The 22,227-nt window shown below is 50.8% G+C and carries 19 protein-coding genes and 1 other RNA gene; 6 read left to right on the forward strand and 14 right to left on the reverse strand.

What is annotated here, in order from left to right:
* Positions 1–77: 77 nt before the first annotated feature.
* From nifV to ACQY8X_RS03195, 3 genes are all read right to left on the reverse strand, one after another.
* Positions 78–1,244, reverse strand: a complete 1,167-nt coding sequence (gene nifV / locus ACQY8X_RS03185; RefSeq protein WP_428033694.1) for a homocitrate synthase — start codon at positions 1,242–1,244, stop codon at positions 78–80.
* Positions 1,245–1,838: 594 nt separating this feature from the next.
* Entirely contained in the window at positions 1,839–3,155 is a 1,317-nt protein-coding gene (locus ACQY8X_RS03190; protein ID WP_428033695.1) for a (Fe-S)-binding protein, read from the reverse strand.
* A 187-nt stretch (positions 3,156–3,342) separates the two neighbouring features.
* Positions 3,343–4,272 carry an ADP-ribosylglycohydrolase family protein gene (locus tag ACQY8X_RS03195; protein WP_428033696.1) on the reverse strand — a complete coding sequence of 310 codons (930 nt, stop codon included), beginning with the start codon at positions 4,270–4,272 and terminating at the stop codon, positions 3,343–3,345.
* An 87-nt stretch (positions 4,273–4,359) separates the two neighbouring features.
* On the opposite strand from ACQY8X_RS03195, the gene ACQY8X_RS03200 reads away from it, so the two are divergent.
* Both ACQY8X_RS03200 and ACQY8X_RS03205 read left to right on the forward strand, forming a co-directional pair.
* Positions 4,360–5,256 (forward strand): NAD(+)--dinitrogen-reductase ADP-D-ribosyltransferase, encoded by an 897-nt coding sequence (locus ACQY8X_RS03200; protein WP_428033697.1) that lies wholly within the window; start codon positions 4,360–4,362, stop codon positions 5,254–5,256.
* Positions 5,257–5,855: 599 nt separating this feature from the next.
* A complete protein-coding gene (locus tag ACQY8X_RS03205) occupies positions 5,856–7,415 on the forward strand; it encodes a methyl-accepting chemotaxis protein (RefSeq protein ID WP_428033698.1) in 1,560 nt (519 codons plus the stop codon).
* A 105-nt stretch (positions 7,416–7,520) separates the two neighbouring features.
* On the opposite strand, the gene ACQY8X_RS03210 is transcribed toward ACQY8X_RS03205, so the two are convergent.
* Together ACQY8X_RS03210 and ACQY8X_RS03215 are read right to left on the reverse strand one after the other, a co-directional pair.
* Entirely contained in the window at positions 7,521–8,816 is a 1,296-nt protein-coding gene (locus ACQY8X_RS03210) for a M18 family aminopeptidase (protein ID WP_428033699.1), read from the reverse strand.
* The gene (locus ACQY8X_RS03215; protein WP_428033700.1) at positions 8,816–9,316 is read right to left on the reverse strand and encodes an FKBP-type peptidyl-prolyl cis-trans isomerase; all 501 of its coding nucleotides are present in this window, start codon (positions 9,314–9,316) and stop codon (positions 8,816–8,818) included. The genes ACQY8X_RS03210 and ACQY8X_RS03215 overlap by 1 nt, the downstream gene beginning before the upstream one ends.
* A 191-nt stretch (positions 9,317–9,507) precedes the next feature.
* Here ACQY8X_RS03215 and ACQY8X_RS03220 point away from each other — a divergent pair, with 191 nt between their 5' ends.
* Both ACQY8X_RS03220 and ACQY8X_RS03225 read left to right on the forward strand, forming a co-directional pair.
* The gene (locus tag ACQY8X_RS03220; protein WP_428033701.1) at positions 9,508–11,592 is read left to right on the forward strand and encodes a carboxy terminal-processing peptidase; all 2,085 of its coding nucleotides are present in this window, start codon (positions 9,508–9,510) and stop codon (positions 11,590–11,592) included.
* Between the two features lie 19 nt (positions 11,593–11,611).
* Entirely contained in the window at positions 11,612–12,382 is a 771-nt protein-coding gene (locus tag ACQY8X_RS03225; protein WP_428033702.1) for a hypothetical protein, read from the forward strand.
* A gap of 135 nt (positions 12,383–12,517) precedes the next feature.
* Here ACQY8X_RS03225 and ACQY8X_RS03230 read toward each other — a convergent pair whose 3' ends face one another.
* The 6 genes from ACQY8X_RS03230 to dnaX form a co-directional block, all read right to left on the reverse strand.
* Positions 12,518–12,958: a YcgN family cysteine cluster protein gene (locus tag ACQY8X_RS03230; protein ID WP_428033703.1), complete on the reverse strand. Its 441-nt coding sequence runs from the start codon at positions 12,956–12,958 to the stop codon at positions 12,518–12,520.
* Entirely contained in the window at positions 12,958–13,248 is a 291-nt protein-coding gene (locus ACQY8X_RS03235; RefSeq protein WP_428033704.1) for a YcgL domain-containing protein, read from the reverse strand. Before ACQY8X_RS03235 ends, ACQY8X_RS03230 begins: the two co-directional genes overlap by 1 nt.
* A gap of 11 nt (positions 13,249–13,259) precedes the next feature.
* Positions 13,260–14,426, reverse strand: coding sequence for a ribonuclease D (gene rnd / locus ACQY8X_RS03240; protein WP_428033705.1), 1,167 nt, complete (start codon positions 14,424–14,426; stop codon positions 13,260–13,262).
* A 7-nt stretch (positions 14,427–14,433) separates the two neighbouring features.
* Positions 14,434–15,033 carry a recombination mediator RecR gene (gene recR / locus ACQY8X_RS03245; RefSeq protein ID WP_428033706.1) on the reverse strand — a complete coding sequence of 200 codons (600 nt, stop codon included), beginning with the start codon at positions 15,031–15,033 and terminating at the stop codon, positions 14,434–14,436.
* Between the two features lie 13 nt (positions 15,034–15,046).
* Positions 15,047–15,373, reverse strand: coding sequence for a YbaB/EbfC family nucleoid-associated protein (locus ACQY8X_RS03250; RefSeq protein ID WP_428033707.1), 327 nt, complete (start codon positions 15,371–15,373; stop codon positions 15,047–15,049).
* Positions 15,374–15,475: 102 nt separating this feature from the next.
* The gene (dnaX, locus tag ACQY8X_RS03255; protein ID WP_428033708.1) at positions 15,476–17,602 is read right to left on the reverse strand and encodes a DNA polymerase III subunit gamma/tau; all 2,127 of its coding nucleotides are present in this window, start codon (positions 17,600–17,602) and stop codon (positions 15,476–15,478) included.
* Positions 17,603–17,818: 216 nt separating this feature from the next.
* Here dnaX and ACQY8X_RS03260 point away from each other — a divergent pair, with 216 nt between their 5' ends.
* Entirely contained in the window at positions 17,819–18,001 is a 183-nt protein-coding gene (locus ACQY8X_RS03260) for a hypothetical protein (protein WP_428033709.1), read from the forward strand.
* 243 nt (positions 18,002–18,244) lie between these two features.
* Here ACQY8X_RS03260 and ACQY8X_RS03265 read toward each other — a convergent pair whose 3' ends face one another.
* Positions 18,245–18,385: a hypothetical protein gene (locus ACQY8X_RS03265; protein WP_428033710.1), complete on the reverse strand. Its 141-nt coding sequence runs from the start codon at positions 18,383–18,385 to the stop codon at positions 18,245–18,247.
* 393 nt (positions 18,386–18,778) lie between these two features.
* On the opposite strand from ACQY8X_RS03265, the gene ACQY8X_RS03270 reads away from it, so the two are divergent.
* Positions 18,779–20,302, forward strand: coding sequence for a tetratricopeptide repeat protein (locus tag ACQY8X_RS03270; RefSeq protein WP_428033711.1), 1,524 nt, complete (start codon positions 18,779–18,781; stop codon positions 20,300–20,302).
* 56 nt (positions 20,303–20,358) lie between these two features.
* On the opposite strand, the gene ACQY8X_RS03275 is transcribed toward ACQY8X_RS03270, so the two are convergent.
* Both ACQY8X_RS03275 and ffs read right to left on the reverse strand, forming a co-directional pair.
* Positions 20,359–21,834 (reverse strand): HDOD domain-containing protein, encoded by a 1,476-nt coding sequence (locus ACQY8X_RS03275; protein ID WP_428033712.1) that lies wholly within the window; start codon positions 21,832–21,834, stop codon positions 20,359–20,361.
* Positions 21,835–22,103: 269 nt separating this feature from the next.
* An RNA gene (ffs, locus tag ACQY8X_RS03280) (signal recognition particle sRNA small type) lies at positions 22,104–22,200 on the reverse strand.
* Positions 22,201–22,227: the final 27 nt, after the last annotated feature.

Consider the following 22,227-nt stretch of genomic DNA (forward strand, 5'->3'; position numbering starts at 1 on the left):
GTCCCCCTGCACTAACCACTGTAGTCACCACTACATCTGAAACTACAGCACACTGCATGCCAGATCTGAGCGCGGCTTCAAAGTGCCACAATAGATGGTGCATAGATCTCCCCCGCAACCGGTAAAAGCTCTTCACTGAGACGGATCAGCTCTATCGAAGAGAGACTTTGTTTACTCAGGGTGACCCGCTGACGGATCTCGGCCAGGAGGATCTCCGCCTGTTCGCGGCTGAGTGAGACTCCCAATTCCTGATAGACATGTTTAACCGTGTTAACCCCGGAATGTTTACCCAAAACCAACTGATGTGAGCGACCCAGCTTAAGCGGATCAAGCCCCTGATAATTGCGCTGATCTTTTAACAAGCCATCGGTATGAATGCCGGACTCATGGGTAAAGACATGGCTGCCAACCACACTTTTCTGACAGTGAACCAGCCGCCCGGATGCCTGTTCAACCCGGGCTGAAAGGCTTGGAAGACTAGTGAAATCAACACCACAATCGATGCCGTAAAGCTGCGATAACCCGATAACAACCTCTTCCAGCGCCGCATTACCTGCCCGCTCGCCCAGGCCATTGACGGTGGTATTCACATGGGTGGCCCCGGCACAGACGGCAGCCATTGAGTTGGCGGTGGCCAGACCCAGATCATCATGGGCGTGCATCTCAATCTCCAGATCGGTCGATGCCCTCAGGTCGCTGATAACACTGAACAGAGAGAAGGGTTCCATCAACCCCAGAGTATCTGCATAGCGAACCCGTTTAGCACCGGCATTGGCTGCCACTTCAAACATGGTTTTCAGAAAATCAGGCTCCGCCCGAGAAGAGTCCTCACAGCCAACACTGACGCTGAAGCCCAGATCAACCACGGTTTTTACGTAGTAATCGATCTGCTGCAACACCCACTCTGGGGTTTTACCCAGCTTATAACGAATCTGTTGTGCTGACGCAGCGATTGAAAGATTGAGGGTATCGACACCGGTCGCTTTAGCCGCTGCAATATCGATGTCACACATCCGACACCAGACCATCAACTGCGGACGCTGAGGCAGCGCAGCAATCGAGCGGATCACCTCACATTCAGCAGCGCCCATCGCCGGAATACCGATCTCCAGTTCCGGGACACCCGCCTGATGCAGCGCCTGCGCTATGGCAATTTTTTCATCCGCATTGAAAGCAACACCGGCAGTCTGCTCACCGTCACGGAGCGTTGTATCGTTGATTGTCACTACTCTGTTTGCAGACATCAGGAACCTCACTGGACCTTATCGTATGACTGAGCGTACTAAGCGAAAATGTGTTAATTCGCCTTTATTGCATAGGGATATTGCAAACTACATTCCAAGTAATAACTTCTTTATAAACATATAGTTATAAAAAACAGCAGACAACAACGCACAACAAAACTGAGTCTTTGTCAGAAAGACTACATAAGCAGGAGGGTGTGCTCCCGGTGAGATGAGCGCTCAACAAGCGGGTTTACCCGGGGATGTTGTGAAGGAGAAAAACGTATCATGGTGTAACCGCATGACTATCATCAGGAGAGCAAATCTGAATCGCTGAAAAACAACGATTACACATTTTTTTGGTTACTCACGGGTTATGGGGGAGGATAGAGAAAACGTTGATATTTTCACGGCGGAGGCCAGGATACTTGAGGCTAAACTTTTACCACAGAACCCAAAAGGCATGTTAAGGATTCAGAGAAAAGCGATTCATCAGGTTTTCTCTGTGCTCTCTGTGTTCTCTGTGGTGAATCTCTTTTAGATTGTGGAGTGGAAACAGCCCCGGCCAGACGTTCTGAAGCAGGTGATATGCGCATCTGTTATCAAAGTCAGCGGCTATAACGTCATCTGCAACAGTTCAGCCAGATGCAGCGTTTTGCGCTCGGCATAGTGCAAGATCTGCGAGCGGCAGGAGAAACCATTAGCAACCACCAGCGCGTCCGGCTCGGCTGCCAGCGCTGGTTGCAGCGCCAGATTAAACATCTTTTCAGAATCCTGCTGATGCTCTTTTTCATAGGCAAAACTACCGCCACCACCGCAGCAACTGGCATCAATAAACTCAAACTCAAGCTCCGGAATCAGCTTCAGAACTTTGCGCACAGACTTCATCGCACCAACCGCTTTCTGGTGACAATGACCATGCACCAACACCTTTTTCCCAATTGGTGTACGCTGTGGCAGATTAAACCGTCCAGCGCTGATCTCCCGGGCGATAAACTCTTCAAACAGGTAAACATTTTTCGCCAGCGCGGTGGCGTTTTCATTCAGACCCAGCTGTAGATATTCATCCCGCAACATCAGTGCTGATGAGGGTTCCAGACCGATGATCGGCGTATGACTGGCAATATATGGGGTGAGTTCATCCAACAACCGGGATGCCTGCTGTCGGGCCTGATCAATATTGCCCGATGAAAACCAGCTACGCCCTTCCATTACACCCCCCCGGGCGCCGAGAAAGCGCACATCATAACCCGCTCTGGCCATCACCTCCTGGGCGGCGATAAAGATCTCGGGGGAAAAGCCCCGGGACAAACTGTCTGTCAGCATCAGGACTGTGTTCTCTTTGATAGCAACCGCGTTGCCCGGTGTTACCTCTGCCAACCGATGGCGGCTGGGTATAGGCAGCGCCACTCTGGCGCTGATACCGAGATAGCGTTCCAGCCAGCCACTGATGAGTGGACTGCGATTGCGTAAAGCAACGCCTGCGCGCAGCAAACTAGGGAACCTGAGTAACAGCGGCAAGTTGGCAAATAACCGGTCACGCAGTTGATAGGGGCTGCGATTGTCAGGCTGGGCCAGATATTCCGCGCGGATTGCCGCCAGATCCAGGCCACTTTCGCACTCCCGTTTACACCCCTTACAGCCGACACAGGCACGCATCGCTTCATCTAGCTGTTGCTTCTCTGCAGCGGTAATCTCATCATTCAGCAGCCGTTTTAGCAGCCGACTACGGCCACCGGGAGAGAATGCAGCGTCTTGCCGCACCCGAAAGCTGGGGCACATAACACTTTTTGTCACTGGCCTGAGGCACACCAGGCTGTTGATACACACGGACACCGCTTTGGCAAAGTTGCCGCCGGTTTTGGGGATATCCGCGTAGGCATCGCCCAGCCCCGCGCTTTCGTAGTCTGACCAGTCTAAATTTGGTTTCATAGATCGCTTTCTGTCAGGAGTTGATCATTGTCTGATTGCAAAACCTACGCCAGCAACCGAAACACAGTTAACTGCTTGATCTGCATTGCCTTGTCAGATGCACTACAAAAACAAAGCTATCCGACACACCAGCGGTTTGTCGTGTTTGTGACAATTACTCTCGTCACTCAACGTCAATCATCAATGGTTAACTCATCAGCTCAGCGCTAAGCCTGGCTTCGGTTGTCTGCAGATAGAGCTGATCCGCCAGCGACAGCAAAAATATTTTCTCATGCAGCAGATCAAGCCAGGAGGTTCTGATACCGTTGACACCGTAATACGCTCCGGCGATCTGGCCACACACTGCCGCAGTGGTGTCTGCATCATCCCCCAGATTAGCCGCCATCAACACTGCGTCATCAAAACTCTCGGTATGGAAAAAGCACCACAGTGCCGCCTCAAGGCAATCGATCACATAGCCACTGCCGCGGATCTCGGTAATCGGTTTCTGCAGAAACTCCTCGGTTGCAATCAGCCTGACCTTCTTACTCTGCGGCAGATAACCGGCAGAAGACATCAGCATATTTTTATTAGCACCACGAATACAGCGGGCAATGATGGCCGCGAAATAACAGCAGGCGTCAATACACTCAGGCGCCCCATGGGTTGTGCGGGAAGCATCTGTCACAAAGTCCATCAGCCCCGGGTGTTCACTGTAATACAGCACCACCGGGGCCAGCCGCATCAATGAACCATTACCGGCAGACATCGGATGATCATCACCACTGAACGGTTCACCACAAGACTCAAACAGATGCAGTGCATTCGCCACCGTGGAGCCAATATCAAAGCAGCGTCCGGTGCTGCTGTGTCGCCCCTCCTTCCACCAGCGAGTGTAGCGCTGCATCTGATCCCGGGCGTCAAAACCGTTACACTCAAGCAGTGACTCCGCCAGACAGATCGCCATCGAGGTATCGTCGGTCCACTGCCCCGGTTGCAGATAAAACGGGCCGCCACCGACCATATCGTCAATCGGCGTAAAACTACCGGGAGGCTTAAACTCCAGCGTGGTACCGATAGCATCGCCCACCGCCAGCCCGAGTAGACAGCCCTGATAACGCTCATTGAGTGAAACCATTTTCCCTCCTTATTGACGCAGATCACCCGGCAAGTGATCATCGCCCATATAATAGTGCCACACGTGTCGATGAAGATTTTGTAACGCATGGCAGACTCACCCTTAGAACTGATCCAACATATAGCCCCTGGTGAACCGACACTGCCCGCTTACGCACGCCTGCCGGTGAACCATTGCAATTACCCTGCCATCATATTGGGCAGCCTGACATTTCAACGCTATCCCGAAGCGATCTTTCTCGATAATGTGGCAACCTTTCATCAAACCCTGTTTAACCGTCTGGATAAGATTGAAGCGCCCGCTGACAGAGCAATGGCGTTTGAAACCTATATGCAGGCATCGTTTCTGCTTTCCGCCCCGGAAGAAGCGGGCTATCAACAAACTGAACGGGCATCTGGTGCAGTAAACGCGGTTCGACAAAACAACAAAAAAGCACGCCACAAGGCTGATTACCGGCGCTTATTACGTGGCTGGCTATTTGATTCCGACAGTCGTGAAGCCGCCGTGATGAAAGGCTGGGTAGAGTCCCGCTTTGGCTTACTGGCCCGCAATCACAAAGGCCCGCTGCGGGATTTCGAATCAGAGATCTACTTCAACTATACCCAGGAACGCAGTGCCGGTCTGTACAACACCAACAGTCTGGAAAGCCAGCTGGATCTGCTGTACAGCTATTGCCAGTATGAACTGCACCAGCGTTTCCCGGACCGCCGACATTACAAGCTCTATCGCGCCACTAACCGGCTGGATGAATACGATACCCTGTTTCAGGGGTCAAAAACCCGTTCAGCGGTGATTCTTAATAACCTGACCTCCTTCAGCAGCAGCCTGGAGCAGTGCGACAGCTTTGGCGACACTCTGCTGCAATGCCAGGTGCCCTTCAGTAAGATCCTGTTCTTCCCCGACCTGCTGCCCGGCGCATTCAGATGTGAGAGTGAATATATTGTGCTCGGCGGGCTGTATCAGGTTAGTAAGATTTCGATTTAAGTTATATTGAATCCAAGCGGACCTGGCAAAGAACAGACCTGAATGACTATGACTGTTTATATGAGAACGGACAGGGATAGATCCTATAGGGCATGCAATGCCAGTCTTCCTGCATCATCCGATACAATCGCACCGGTCGGTTATGAAAATCCTGAAGCCTGTAGTTTACTCGTTCCCACGCTCCCGCGTGGGAATGCATACCTTATTACCACGCTCGACAAACCTTCAGGAATTCAGCTATTACGCCATAATCTTTTGCCGCATCATATCCTCACTTTGAGTCAGCTATCGATGAACGCCTTTCCGCCAGAATGGATAACCCTGATCATTTTATGTGCTTTTTACAAAAAGCCAAGGTATCCAACGTTTGCCTGACATATGCATTCCCACGCAGGAGCGGGGGAACGAGACAAGGTTATATCTACCCAGCCCCTGTTCAAAAGAAAGTGTTCCTGAACAGAAGAACTTCGCATCCCCATCAGTTTTATACCCACACTGACAACTAGTTTATCAACTAAACGTTTACCAATATAAACAGTTATGATTATATTCATTATCAAATTACAACAATAACAGAGGTTACCATCGTGGGAAGTATGATGTCGAAGAGGCTTCTGACTGCTGCGGCAGCAGTGCTGTTTATCGGTGCATGGTGTTTTCTGGCTTATCGGATTAACGGCGCCACGTCAGACAATAAGGGTATAGCAAGCGGATTTATGATCAGCTCAGCGGTGTGGGGGATATCACTCCTGCTTTGCGCTGTAGTCTGGTTCAGAGAACGGCAAGGTCTTCGGCTTCAGCCTGAAGTGGAGGCGATGGTTGAGCGGCTGGTCAGAAGTGATCTGACACGGGATACCGGTCGTCTGGACCCAGCCAACAACACAACGGCGGCTGATCTGAGCCGGGCGATCGACAGGCTGAAACATACCCTGACGCAGTTTTCCCATAACAGTGTTCTGCTGGCCCACTCCGCCCAGGGGCTTGACGCCAATCTGAACAATATAGACCGGGCCACGGATGAGATAGTCAATCAGTTAAATACTTCCGCATCCGCAAGTGAAGAACTCTCGGCCGCAGCAGCCGAAGTGTCGATGAACTGTAAAAACGCTGCAGAAAACTCCTATGAGGCCAATGAAGTGGCGCTGCGGGGACAGTCAATCATAAACCACACGATCGACACGATGCACAAAACCACCGAGATCGTTGTGGATTCGGCGGGGATTATTCGTAAGCTGGGCGAGCGTTCCGGCGAGATTGGACTGATCGTTGATCTCATCAGCAACATTGCCTCTCAGACTAACCTGTTAGCCCTTAACGCAGCGATAGAAGCCGCAAGAGCCGGTGATCAGGGACGGGGGTTCGCCGTGGTATCCAGCGAAGTCAGGGATCTGGCTGAGAAGACCTCTGAGGCAACCAACAAGATCCGTCTGACGGTAGAAACCATGCAGAAAGAGCTTGAAGACGCCGTTTCAATAATGGATCAGGGAGTGCTTATCACTCAGAGCGGTACCGAGTCTGCACAACAATCTGAAACGGCGCTAAGCGATATTCTCAGTCATATTGCTACGCTCGTCAGTAAAGTCGAACAGATCACTGAAGCGTCAAGGCAAACCACCGCAACCACAGAAGAACTGTCCAGCAGTTTGCATCAGGTAGCAAAGCTGATGGATGAAACCGCCGGTAACGTCAACCATAACGGTCAGATCGTATCCAGACTGTCAGTCTCTGCCAAAGAGATGAAACACCTGATTGGTCAGTTTCGGCTGGTTAACAAGGCAGACGCAGAAGCCCTGGTGCAGCGTGCCCACGATTACGCCCAGAAACATGGCCGTGACAAGGCGATTACCGCCTTTAATGATCACGAAGGTGATTTTGTGAAGGGAGAGCTCTACGTGCTGGTACAGGATTTCAACGGTAACATGCTGGCCCATGGCGGTAACCCTACGCTGGTCGGCAAGAATTTAGCTGAGGCCAGAGATGCCAGCGATAAACCACTGTGCCCGCCACTGGTGGCGATTGCCCGGGAGCAGGGCCAGGGCTGGTATAGCTACGCCTACCTGAACCCCCATACGGGAAAAGATGAACCTAAGCATACCTTTGTCCGGCGGTTCGGAGACGATTGTTATATCGCTTGTGGTATTTATCAGCCGGAAAGCTAAAGCTGACTGCTCTAGTGAAGGCGATATGACACCTCATATCGCCTCCACAACAATCAGGTCTGCTCAGTTACAGAACGGAAATGAGACTGCTGATACCCTACGACCTTACACCCGCGCCTGACAATAGAAGCGGCTAAGCACCTTCGCCAGACCAACCGGGTCATCACTGCCCGCCAGTTCCCGAATCGAATGCATTGCTAATTGCGGCACACCAATATCAACGGTCTTCACACCGAGATTAGCAGCAGTTATCGGGCCGATAGTACTGCCACAAGCCATATCGCTGCGTACCACAAAGGATTGCAGCGTTACGTCTTCCTGCTGGGCGATATGCCGGAACAGTGCAGAGGTTTCGCTGCTGGAGGCATAACGCTGGTTGGCATTAATTTTAATCACCGCACCAGCATTCATCCGCGGGCCATGATTACCATCATGCTTATCGGCAAAGTTAGGATGCACCGCATGGGCGTTATCCACTGATACCATCATGGAGTTGGCGATCATCCGGTTGCGGGCCTCGGGATCGGGAGCCAAACGCTCCAGCAACTGCTTCAGCATCGGCCCCTGCGCACCTGCGGCGCTCAGGCTGCCCACCTCTTCATGGTCATTACACACCAGCAGTGTGTTCTGATCTGAGTTGGACCCGATCAGTGCCTGCATACCGATAAAACAGCTCAGCAGGTTATCCAGTCGGGCTGACGCGAAAAACTCATTGTTGAGACCGATATAGGATGGTTTTTGCACATCATAGAAAAACAGCTCGTAATCGAGAATCTCAGCGACATCATCAATATGCTGCGCTAACAGCTCGTTTTTCAGTATCTCCCGCAGTTCCGCTTTGCCATCACCCTGCAGCTGTGCCATCACCGGCGGCATCTCGGTTTGTGGATTAACATTGCGTCCCTGATTGACTTCGCGGTCCAGGTGAATAGCCAGACTGGGGATCACCGCCACCGGGCGCTCAAAGTTAACCAGTTCACTACGCATACCGCCAGCGGTACTGACATAACTCACCCGTCCGGCCAGCGACAGATCCCGATCAAACCATGGGTTTAACAGCGCTCCGCCATACACTTCAACACCGAGACGCAGGCAACCCTGACTAACGGTTTCCGGATTCGGCTTAACCTTGAGACAGGGACTATCGGTGTGAGCCCCCACCATACGGAAACCGGTATTAGCGAGATTGGCACTGGAGGCCAGCGTCCAGGCGATAATAGATGACTCATTGCGAACAATAAAATAGCGTCCACCCGGCCAGACATTCCAGACATTCTGCTCTTCAAGTTCAATAAAACCCGCTTCCTGCAACCGTCCACGCATCTCATACACCGCATGAAACGGAGTCGGTGACGCCGCGAGAAAATCAAACAGTTGTTCATTAAAATCGTGTTTTTGCATTATTGGTCAGCCTTTTCCTGCGGCAGGATTTCTAACAACTCTATTTCAAAAATCAGTGCTGAATTTGCCGGTACCATACCGCCGGGACTTCTCGCACCGTAGCCTAATTCGGAAGGCAGATAGATCTTCCAACGCGCCCCCGGAGACATTTTCAGCAGCGCCTCACGCCACCCTTTAATCACATCTCTGATGGGAAACACCGGATTTTCCGCTTTCCCAACAGAGCTTTCAAACTGCTCTCCGTTCACTGTCCAGCCAGTGTAACTTACCCGCACCCGGTTGAGTATATTTGGCTTAGGCCCTTCCGCCGCCTGCAGAACCTCATATTGTAGACCAGAGGCGGTTACCACAACCCCATCACGATGAGCATTTTCTTGTAGAAACCGCTCCCCCTCTTTTTTCGTGTCATCGTTCAGCGCTTTATCCAGCAACTCCTGACGAAACTGTTTTTTCTCTTCACTTTCCCCGCATCCGCTGGTTATGGTAACTAACAGCGACAAAAATAGAATTCCCAGAACTCGCATAACCACGATAGCTGTACCCGCTTCAATTAATAAACATGAGATAAGCCGTTGATTTTACATCAGCACGCGACAAGACTACACTCAGATTTTCTGAGTTACGGAACCAAGCTGTTTATTTGTCTGTCTCAGAGTCTATACGTAGTAGCAAAACAGGAACATACAGCTTGATGTACACATGTAACTTACGTCGATTGGTCGCCGCGTCTTCTCTCGCATTAGGCCTGATGACCTCACTGCCGGCAAGCGCACTGACACACTCTGTTTTGCAGCCGGATATAATTCACAGTCAGACAATCACCGATATTGTCACATCCCTTAATCAGGATCACTACAACACTATCGTACTCAATGATGAGTTATCGGGCAAAGTGCTGGATCAGTATCTGGATAGTCTTGATCCATCCAAAGCCTTTTTTTATCAAGCCGATATTGATGAGTTTCAGAAGTACCGTTCACAGATCGATGATGAGATCCGCAACGGCGACCTGACCGCCGCCTACGCTATTTTCAATCGCTATCAGCAACGCACTCAGGAACGTCTGGAACAACTGATTGCAACCCTCGAAAGCCCGGACTATAAGGTTGATTTCAGTCGTGATGAGAGCATCGAGATTGACCGCAAAGAGAGCCCCTGGCCAGCAGGCAAAGCGGAGATGGATGACTTCTGGCGCAAGCGGCTTAAAAGCGCGCTGCTGGGCCTGAAACTGGCCGACAAAAAGGTCGACGAAGCCAAGAAACTGTTAATCAAACGCTATAAAAGCCAGCTGAAACGGGCACTACAAACCAATAATGAAGATGTGTTTCAAAGTTTTGCCAATGCACTGACAATGCAGTTTGACCCCCACACGCAGTACTTTTCACCCCGCCTGTCGGAGAACTTTAATATCAATATGAGCCTGTCGCTGGAAGGCATAGGTGCAGTGCTGCAAAGTGAAAACGACAATACCAAGGTGGTGCGTCTGGTGCCATCCGGGCCTGCCGATAAAACTGGCCAGCTGAAGCCGGCCGACGTGATTGTCGGTGTGGGGCAGGGTGAAGAGGGTGAGATCGAGGATGTGGTTGGCTGGCGCCTGGATGAAGTGGTAGCACTGATTCGTGGGCCGAAGGACAGCGTCGTGCGCCTTGATGTTATTCCTGCCGATGGCGACGACACACAACACAAAATTATTAAGATTACCCGCAACAAGGTAAAACTTGAGGAGCAAGCAGCCCAGAGCAAAATAATCCAGCTGCAACATCAGGGCAAACCTTACAAGCTGGGCGTCATCACCATTCCTGCGTTTTATATCGATTTTGCCGCATTGCAGCGGGGCGAAAGCAATTACAAAAGCACCACCCGGGATACAGCAAAACTGATCGCGGGCCTCAAAGCCGAGGGGATTGACGGCCTGATTATCGATCTGCGCAACAACGGCGGTGGCTCACTGCGCGAAGCCAATGAACTGGTAGGGTTGTTTATCAGCCGCGGTCCCACGGTGCAGATCAAATACGCATCTAACCGAGTCGATACCCAGAACGACCTTGACCCACGAATAGCTTATAACGGTCCAATGGCAGTGCTGGTTAACCGTCTCAGCGCCTCCGCATCGGAAATCTTTGCCGGTGCGATTCAGGATTATCAGCGCGGCCTGATCGTTGGCAGTCAAACCTTCGGTAAAGGTACAGTGCAGACGCTCTCGCCCCTGCACCACGGCCAGATTAAACTCACCCATGCTAAGTTCTACCGTATCTCCGGTGAAAGTACTCAGCATAAGGGCGTTGTGCCAGACGTGACCCTGCCAACCCTGTATGACACGGACGAGATCGGCGAAAGCGCACTGAAAGGAGCGCTTCCCTGGGATATGGTGCACGAAATTCCCCATCAGCGTTATTTCAACTTCAGCGCTATTCTTCCAGAGCTTAACAGCCGCCACATTGAACGGACAAAGTTCGACCCTGATTTTCTGTTTATGAACGCTCAGATCAAACGTATGCATGAGAATAAGCAGGATAAAGAGTTGTCACTCAATGAAGCGACGCTGAAGGCAGAACGGGACAGTTCTGAACAGTGGTTACTGGATCAGGAAAATCAGCGCCGGACAGCCAAGCATCTGCCCACCATCAAAGCGCTGTCAGAACTCGATACACTACTGGAGAAAGATGCTCAGGGTAAAACCATCAGTCCGGAGCAGGAAGCGATTCTCACCGAAACCGGTAATGTGCTGCTTGATATGATTGAGCTAAGCCATAACTATATGGCTATCAAGAACTGACGCTGACAGGATAGATCTGATGCAGTTAAGCAGACTCAAACTTGCACTGCTGATTGGTGGGCCGTTATTGCTGATTATCGCTGGACTGTCTGGCTATTTTATCTACTCCACCATCAGCGCACAGCAGGCAGAGAACCGCAAAAAAGTTGAAAACTTTGGCGAGCTGGTTATTCCACTGGACTCTGCAGTAACAGATGCCGATATTCTCAACAGCCAGGCACCGACGATTGCCAAAGAGGATATGACACCGACACAACGGATTATTACGACGCTGAAAGATGAACGCTTTAAACTGCTGAATGAAGCGGAGGTGATGCGGGAACAGATCGCCAACCTGCAGGCTCAGGTCACAGAGCTGGAGCATTATAAGCGCACCAATGAGCGTTATGCCCCCCATACCTTCGATGAGGAGGTCTCCACCGTTCATACCCGCATGCGTCAGCTGTTAGCCAGCCAGGAGGAATCCAAACGCTTTACCGGCAACCAGATAAAAGGGATGGCGGCGGCCGCGGCTCAAGAGTACCGCCGCTATCTGACGATGCATAAACTGCTACTCGACCAGGATCAGATCGATACAGTGGTTAACGTCCACCTGCCGGTATATGCCTACTGTATCGGGGATGGTATGGATATCGCGGCGAATAATCGTGAAGAAGAACAGCTGGTCATCGAGTATTTCAAAACTGAAAAAACAGATCTGATGGGCAGTCGGCTGAAGAGCGATCTTAAGGCCATAATTGAACCCTGTCAGGAACTGTTTGCCCAGCGCATGGAGGTATTTAGCAAGTAATCCTGATGCGCGGGAAACCGGGCTGAAAACGGAATGCCCCCCTCATTAAAAAAGCAGCTTAGCCAGCCCCCATAAAAAAGGAGCGCAATGCGCTCCTTTTTAGTCTCTGTCATGCAGATAACCACAAACTCATGATTACTCAATCAGGTAATCGAAATAGTCATCGTCACTTTTGATCTTATCATCGGTGATCTCATACCAATCGAGCACCGAAGCCCCAGCTTCTTTAACCGATTCCCGGCGACCACTGACAAGCGGATGCCACTCTGGCAGCTCTTTACCCTCATGGATCAGCCGGTAGGCACAGCTCGGCGGCAACCAGTGAAACGCTTTAACGTCCTCTGGCCGCAGTTTGACACACTGTGGCACCAGCGAGCAGCGTTCTTCATATTTGGTACAGTAGAGCGTTTCCATATCCAGCAGATGACAGACGACGCTGGTGTAATACACCTCACCGGTATCTTCATCTTCCAGTTTATGCAGACAACAGAGCGAACAACCGTCACAGAGAGATTCCCATTCAGGGGCCGACATCTCCTGCAGCGATTTAGTGCGCCAGAAAACCTGATGTGCCACTAGCGCACTCCGGTTTGTGGCCGGTCCTTAAACAGATCAAGCAGGTAGTCATCTTTGGGCGGCGGCATCTGCAGGAAATAGCCTTTTTCACGGATATCTTCCAGTACCTTCGCCGCATCAACCCGGGACAGCTCTTTTTCCGGGGTCAGCAACATATCGAATACATGCACCGGTGCGCCAAACATCTCTTTCAACGCATCGGGCACCCGCTTCATTTTTTCCACTTTATCGACGTAAAGATACATCTCATCTTTCTTGGAACTGCGAAACACACTGCAAATCTTTTTCATAGACACTCTGTTTATACTTCCAGGCTCTGCAACTTTTCCAGCAGCGCATCGCCAATCACCGCTTTACGCCAGCCTGACAGGCTTGGCGGTAAGCTGAATTGCCCCTGATGTTCCGTTCTGATCAGGGCATCAAGATCTTTCTTGCGTAACAAAATCTCCGGCGCAATATTCAGCTCTTCGGCTTTACTGCGCGCCATCGCTTTGAGTACTTTGAGAGGTTTATTCCACTTAAAACTCAACGGCCGCTGAATCGGTTCAGGCGGTTTTGCCGCCGCCGACTGGGGTGCTGTTTTAAGATAGCCCAGTATGACCTCACCATCCTGCCTGACCTGTTGCGGGCGGATATCCTCCACCCGGGAGAGTGCTTGCAGATCTTTTGGCCATTTATTGATGATATCCAGCAACGCATGGTTTCTCAGCACCCGGTTGCGGGGAACATCCCGTTGCCGACAGATCCGTTCGCGCCAGGCGGTCAGGTCACGCAGCCCGGCAATTTTTTCTGCAGGCAGATTCCAGACCTGACTAAAACGCTGATAATAAGTTACACCGTCCGGATCACTGTCCCGCGTCTGCTCCAATAACAGAGCGGTCTCTTCCCGCGCCCATTCAGTCATCCCCCGCGCATCAAGCTCAGCCATCTGCTGCTGACATAACACCGGCAGATACGCCACATCCAGAGCGGCATAGTGCTCCTGGGATGGGGTTAACGGACGTTGCAGCCAGTCGGATGTGGTTTCCCCCTTGTCCAGCCGAACATCCAGCGCATATTCCACCAGCCGCTGATAGCCCATAGAGAACCCCCAGCCAAGAAAACCCGCAGCCACCTGAGTATCGAAGAACGGTACCGGCAGTTCACCAAACATATAGAAAAACAGTTCCAGATCTTCATTTCCCGCATGCAGTACTTTAAGCACCGAGGGGTTACGAAACAATTGCACCATGGGTGCATAATTTTCGATCTTCAGGGGGTCAATCAGATAGCAGCGACGATCATCAGCAACCTGAATTAAGCCGGGAACCGGATAAAAGGTATCCACCCGGATAAACTCGGTATCCAGCGCAATCAGCGGCAGTTTCTGCCACTCGTTGCAATAACGGACAAGCGTCGCATCATCAGTAATCCAGACCGGCTGCTCAGCGGCCGCTTCAAGCAACTGCCAGTTATACGCTTGTGTCATCTGTACCTCAGTTCATCGACCGGCGACCGGCCATTGCATGGGCGAGAGTTCCGCCATCGACATATTCAAGTTCACCACCCACCGGAACACCATGAGCGATACGGGTTACCCGAATATCCAGGTGTTTAATCTGCTCGGCAATAAAGTGAGCGGTCGCTTCGCCCTCAACCGTAGGGTTGGTTGCCAGAATTATCTCTTTTACCGCTGAGGATTCCAGCCGCTTAAACAGTTGGTCCAGCCCGAGATCATCCGGACCAACACCATCGATAGGCGAGAGATGCCCCATCAACACAAAATAGCCACCATTGAACCCCCCGGTCTGCTCAATTGCGAGCATATCCACCGGCGATTCCAGCACACAGATCTGACTTTCATCACGGCTGCTATCAGCACAGATCGAACAGAGTTCATTCTCTGACAATGTTCGGCAGCTGCGACAGTGGCCAACTTTCTCTGCCGCTACCGTCAGCGCAGCCGCCAGCGCAGTAGCCCCGCTACGGTCCCTTTCAAGCATGTGAAACGCCATTCGTTGCGCGGTTTTCGGCCCAACACCTGGCAGCACGCGAAATGCATCAATCAGATCCTGAATCAGTGGACTAAATGACATAGTTTCAAACGCCTCAGAACGGCATATTAAAACCCGGAGGCATACCCATACCACCGGTTACTTTTGCCATTTTTTCCTGAGTGGTGCTTTCAACCTTACGCACCGCATCATTAATCGCAGCAGCGATCAGATCTTCCAGAATCTCTTTATCTTCCTGCATCAGACTGTCGTCGATCGCCACACTGCGAACATCATGACGACCATTCATCACTATCTTCACCAGACCGGCACCGGACTCGCCATTGACTTCTGCTTTAGCGATCTCTTCCTGCGCTTTCTGCATCTCAGCCTGCATCTTCTGGGCCTGCTTCATCAGGTTACCCATGCCACCTTTCATCATAGTCGTTTCGCCTCTGCTACATTACTGGCTAAATTTTTACGTAATACTCTGCTTCAACAGCGCGCTGATTTCACAGTGCTCTGGCTTATCAATCACACGGTTTCAATCAATCGGCTGAACCGATTGCAGATCGATACTGGCGGAGAACCTCTCTATCACCGATTGCACAACCGGGTCATTCTGGATTGAACTGACAGCTTCGGCCAGCCGCTCAGCCCGTTTTCGGTCACGATACTGGCTGGGGGTCTCCCGGCCATAACTGCCTAAGGTAAATTCTACCTCAACCGGGGCATTAAAATAACGACCAATCGACTCACGAATACGGTCAATATGGGTCTCACTCAGCAGCGCTTTCTGCTCCTCAGTGTAATGAAAGCGCCAGCAATCCCCAACCGACTCCAGCGAGGTGTTCGAAGCGATACTGTAGGTCATCCCTGTAAGACCGATCAGTTCAACCAACAGTACCCACTGATCGGGGCTGAACTGCGCTATCGAGGTGCTGACTTCAGGCTCGGGATCAACAACTGGCGTTAGTTCAGCGACTACCGGATTACTAACGCCCGCGGGAGCCGCGATAGACGCTTCAGGGCTGGGGTCGCTTTGCGGGACAGAACGAGAAACGGGCTCTGCGCTCTTGGCCGCTTCAGGACGATATTGCTGTTCAAGATCATCCGGCTCAGGACTGCTGTCTGGCTCAGGACTGTTTTTCCGCTCAGGGCTATTTTCCCGCTCAGGGCTGCTTTTCCGCTCAAGGCTGTTTTCCCGAGGCGGAGCCATCTGTTGTGGCTCAGTTGCGGGACTGTCCTCCCAGGGCAGATCAACTGCTGGCCGAACCATCTCTGTTGTTCCAGCTGAGGGCCCCGCAACGGCCGGCGGTGCTGAATCAATGTCAGACTTTTTTCCCGGCAGATCCTCATAATCACCCTGCAGATAGGATTCATCATACTCCGGTGGCGACTCCTGAGGTGCCAACTGTGGGCTGGAGTCTGAAGCCGATGACATCACCGGTGATTGCTCCGTCATCGCCTGCCCTACCGGCGTTGGAGCTTGATCTGCTACAACCGTGTCAGCAGCACTATCGACTGCCGCTGGCAGTATGGCTGCAGTTGCCGTAGCAGGCTTGCTCAATCCACGGGGGCTGACCGACACCGGCCGGAACGCCAGCATCCGCATCAGCGTCATCTCCAACCCTTCCCGGGCATCCGGCACAAAGGGCAGATCTTTCCGCCCCATCAGAGCGGTCTGGTAAAACAGCTGCACATCTTCTGCGGTAAGCTTGCCCGCCAGATCCAGCACCAGATCACGGTCACCCAGACCATTGTCCACCGCATCCGGGACAATCTGCGCCAGCGCGATGCGGTGCATCAGGCTGATCAGATCACCGAGCACCGCATTGTAATCGGGTGAGTAACGGGACAGTTCATCCACCGTTGTCAGCAACCCTTTGGCATCGTGGGCCGCAAGACTATCCACCAACAGATAGACCAGGCGCTGATCAATCGTTCCCAGCATCGCCCGAACATCGGCCTCAACTACAGACCCGGCACCAAAAGCGATCGCCTGGTCGGTCAGGCTGAGTGCATCACGCATCGAACCATCAGCCGAACGGGCTAGCAGCCATAATGCCGGTTCTTCGTAGGAGATATTCTCCGCCGTCAGCACATGACAAAGGTGCTCAACAATCCGCTCCGGAATCATATTCTTGAGATTAAACTGCAGGCAGCGGGACAGAATCGTCACTGGCAATTTTTGCGGATCAGTGGTCGCCAGCAGAAACTTAACGTGGGGAGGTGGTTCTTCCAGTGTTTTCAGCAGCGCATTGAACGAGTGGGTTGAAAGCATGTGCACCTCATCGATGAGGTACACTTTAAAACGTCCATGGGTGGGCGCGTACTGGACATTTTCCATCAGTTCACGGGTATCTTCCACCTTGGTCCGGGACGCCGCATCCACTTCAATGAGATCAACAAACCGCCCTTCACTGATCTCCCGACAGGCCGAACATTCACCGCAGGGAGAGGAAGAGACGCCAACTTCACAGTTCAGAGACTTGGCAAACAAACGGGCAATCGAGGTTTTGCCGACACCCCGGGTGCCGGTAAACAGGTAAGCATGGTGCAGCCGGTCATCATCCAGTGCATTTACCAGAGCCTTGAGCACATGCTCCTGGCCGACCATTTCCTGAAATTTTGCGGGACGCCATTTACGCGCCAGTACCTGATAACTCATCGCTGCAAATCTATATAGGAGGGGTGTTTATTCATGGCTTCCAATGCTAACGGTAACCGCCTGATATCGCCAGCTAAACCGGCGATTAAGTGGCAACTAAATTGCGATTTATCAAGTGATTCAGGTTTTGCATGAAAACTGCTCTTTCGCTAACTCTCAATAAATAGTCTAACTTACATGGACAACAACAATCTTCTAACCTGCGAGGACATGGAGATGCAAAAAGCAAACAGTGCAAACCAGTATGAGATACGCCGACACCGCTTAATTGAACAACAAGAGATCATCCGCTTTCAGGATCCACACTGCCCGGTCAGCATCATTACCGAAGAGATCCCCTGCTGGCTAGCCAGTGAGGAACTGGTTTCTCTGGAGGGCGGCGATTCCGTTACCCATTAACAATCACAAGTTAACTAAATTATGCCGGGATAACCTCAGGTATATGTTCAGGCATAGCTGATTATCCATAATTCAGAGAGGGACAGTACTGTTACTGAGATCATGCGTTAATTGTTTATCCGTTTGCCTCTGTTTAGTGGCAATGACGATAAGAAAGATAGAAATTTAATACCGGCTCGACCCGCCCTTTGATAAGTCCTTAAATAAGCGTTTAAGACAAACTCAGGGCGGCTATCTATACATTTAGAAATTAAGCGCCTTCCCCACAGTGACCAGATCCATATTACTCTTACCAATTTCGAAACGTTCAATTTCTGTGCAGATAGAGAAAGCACTCATCGTATACGCAGCACCAGCACCAAAACCCGAAAGCAACATTTTCATAATCATTATCCCTAACTAAAACGGTCAATAAATAGCCGATAAGATACAGCTAAAAAGTGTGTAGTATCTGAGCGTTTCTCCTATTGATGCAAACGGTCATGGACAAAAAAACTACTTTTTAAGCTATTGATACCGCGAGAGATAATTATCAAGAAAGATAATTTTCGTCATTTCTATGAGGATGTAATAAAATCAGACCCGATCTTACTTAATCTGTCTTCCAGTTTTTCCTATTAGATCTCATTCCTCTGAATTGCAGAATTCATTCATGAGACAACCTCATGAGAAAAGTTACTACCATGAAGATGAGCAAAACCGATGTTTTTTATAGTTGCATTCCATAGATCTTTATCATCTGCAGCTGCTCAGTGGCTTCATCGTTCAGGGCTCAATATGGGAACTGATCTGATGCCACCAGCGATCTCAAATCCTGATGGACACTTTGAGGATATACCGCTGGTAAATCTCCATGATCGACTATTACGCCTCAACAATACTGACTGGCGCTTCAGTGATGAGACCACATTTGATCCGTTTCTACGAGTGGACCTGCTATCACGCTATGTGGAACACAGAAAGAATAGCGTGCCTGGCCCCTGGGGTGCCAAAGACCCCAGAACTTGCCTTTTTTTACCCGCATGGCAACAACTACTGGGCAAGCACGGGCAATATCTGGTGATACTTCGCCATTGGAGTGGAAACATTCAATCATTGTGGGATCGACACAGTAAAGAGCTTGCCTTTGATCAGAGCAATGCACATCTGCGCTTCTGGCAATCACCCGAATTGGCGGCTCGGATGTGGCTTGCTTATCACCGGCGCATATTATCACTACTGGAAAATGCCCCTGAACAGTGCCTCGTTGTGTCCCACCGGTCATTATTAGGCGGTTTACCCCTTATAGACAAAGTGAACAGCGTCTTCGGACTTGAACTGAATACAACCACACCATCCCCGATTCGACATGAACTGAGCCAGGACTCCGTTGATAACAGTGTTCGTAGCTTACTGCCAGACTCTCTGATAGCTGAACTCGAAACGGTATGGCACAGCCTGCTTGCACATATCGATCACCGCGCTGAAGATGAGTCCCCCCATTGGACAGATAAAACATCCCCTCAGCGAAATAAGCAGGCAAAAGAACTACTCGATTTAGTAGAGTCACAACCGCTTAATATTGCTAAAGATGAACCATTACTCTCAGAAAGCTTGCTGGATCAATTAAAAACGCTCGCAGCTAACCCCCAGCTACCTCTTGATTCGTCTCAATTTAATAAACGCATTGTTAACGAAGCTCGGTTTTCAGGTAAGCACTGGGAGCAGCTTGCCAGGGCACAACTCAACCGAAGCGATGCCGAAGGAGCCAAACACTCTCTGACACAGATGATGATCAGTGGCCAATATCCTCCATATGTATTTATGTTGCTTGGAGACTGTTTCAAGGCTGAGCTGGATGTTGCAGGAGCAGAGCATAGCTACCAGCTAGCGATTAAGCTCAACAGTAATAACCCTATGTTCTATATTAAGCTTTCAGGACTTTTTCTATTGCAGGGGCGAAGCAACGAGGCAATAGAGATACTCCAACAGGTGATATCCCGTTTCCCAGAACAACCTTCAATAGCAATACAACTGGCAAACTGCTTAGACCAACAGGGGGACACTGATCAGGCATTAGAGTTACTACAATCATTTACCGAGCCCCCCCAACACCTGGAAAATAAGCTTATCGCATTAACGATGAAAACAGATTACGCCCGAGGAAAATTACTCTTTGATGCATTAATGCGTAAAAAGATGGAAGATCCAGCCCTTAAAGGGGTCATCGCAAACACACTGTCTACAGTGACAGACCTATCTGCTCGGGAGGATATTGCCCAGCGAATATCCGCGCATTGGGAGTCTCTACGAGCAAAATAAAGCGGTTTCTAAACTTTTAAAAAAGAAAAACACCTGTTTTTAGCCACTTTTTTCTCTTATCGTGCCGGGTTCTTAAGAATCACCGCTAAACAGATAGTGGTCTGCTGGGCAAACAGGGTAAATGCCATAAAATCATCCTCACTCAGCTCCCGCTGAGCCGCATTGCCTTCGGGGTCATTACGATCCGCATAAAACAGTCCGACACAGTATTTCCCCCAGATAATCGGCGCGATGAAAAAACCATCTTTACTGACCAACTGCCGTAATGAGCTATCCAGATAGGCCCGCCACTTTGGCACATTCAGATTATCTACCCAAACAGGCTGACGGCTATTAAGCACATGGGTAAAGATATTCGCTGAGCCATCAATACTGACGACAAATTCACGCTTGAGCTGATTATAATCAGGCGCCGATATAAACCGGGGCACCAGACAACCCCGCTCCCGCGACTTAAGAAAAATAACTGTTCGGCCCATGCGGATACCCCGGTGTATGCCTTCCAACGCGGTCTGAACAACCATGTTAAAATCCGCATATTCATCGGGTAAAAAAGCCATTTCACGCAGAATTCTCAGCTGCAGTGTCTGATCACTGATCTCCTCAGTCAGCGTATACTCCTTATTCGCTGTCGGGCTGATCAGGTCATGACTGATAAAACGGGTTAATACTCCGGCACCATAGGAACGCAGCAACTCAACCGTTGCTTCAGAGCACTCCTCAAGGCCACTCAGCAGATCCCACCTATCCCGCTGAGTAATCTCAGCCGCCTCAGCCAGCTCCTTTTCCAGTTCATTGCGACTGTGCTTAGGGTTTGCCAGCGTTGCACTTAAACGCACGGCAAGATTCACCGACCGCAGTTCCGGCGTGCGCAGTTCGGGCTCCTCCAGCGAACTGATCAGCACACTGCCCATATTCCAGGAACTCGCCAGCCCCAGGCTCATATTTTCAAAGGTTGTCCCCAGAGCCTGCCTGACAATAAACTCGACCTCTTCAGGCCGAACCGCCTGCTTTTGTCTTAACCGCTTATCCAGTTCTACGGTGACCGGCCCTCCCATACTCCAGAAAGCACTCTCGCCAAAACGATTTAACAAGGCCGCAATAAAGGTCTCTTCCTGCACATCTTCTTCATAGTCGCGCATCATCATCCTGGCAATCATCCCCGCATGAAACGACTGCGCCATCAGTTTCAACAACCGCTCATACACGGCAGGCGTCAGCTTCCTGTTTTTCAACAGACTGCTGAGCATCTTTGCGGTGATACAGATATTTTTGATTCGGGTCAGCCCCAGCACAACGGAGGCCCGGCTGACGGTGGTGACGGGGTTATGCAACATATAACCTGCACTGTTTGCCACCTTAAGAATCGCGGTTGTCAGGGCATGATCATGCAAAACCGCCTGTCCCAACCGGGTCAGTGAGGAGGTATCATCTTTCGAAATTTTCTCAATCTCACGAATAGTCGAACACAAAGCGGGCAGCTCATGCTCACTGATTCGTTCAATCCAAGCGCGTGTTCCCTGAGGCACCATATTTGTAACCCCTTATCCTGCCTCTGCTGACAACTCAGCTTAGTGTAAAACAGGAGAACTCAAAAACGAGCGGGTGAAGGTGTGATTTTGAGTAATGGGGAAAATTCGCTATTCAAGTAGCGCACGGTGAATCAGGCTTTCTTCTGCACGGAAAAATATTTGATAGAAACATTCAGACAATAGAAACATTAATCAGGCATACAGGATAAACGCCCGGCAGAAGCATAAATAGATAAAAGCGATATTGATGAGGCGGTATTGGGTGGTAGCCCCACCAGCCACATCCCGGCACACGAATCCACCGCTGTGGCTGCTCCCTTCCGGGCCTGACCAGGTTCACGGCTTATCGTTGCGGGAGGACCAATGGAGCCACCATAACGTGACCACTGAAGG

This window comes from Amphritea sp., from assembly GCF_050300915.1.
Classification (GTDB): Bacteria; Pseudomonadota; Gammaproteobacteria; order Pseudomonadales; family Balneatricaceae; genus Amphritea.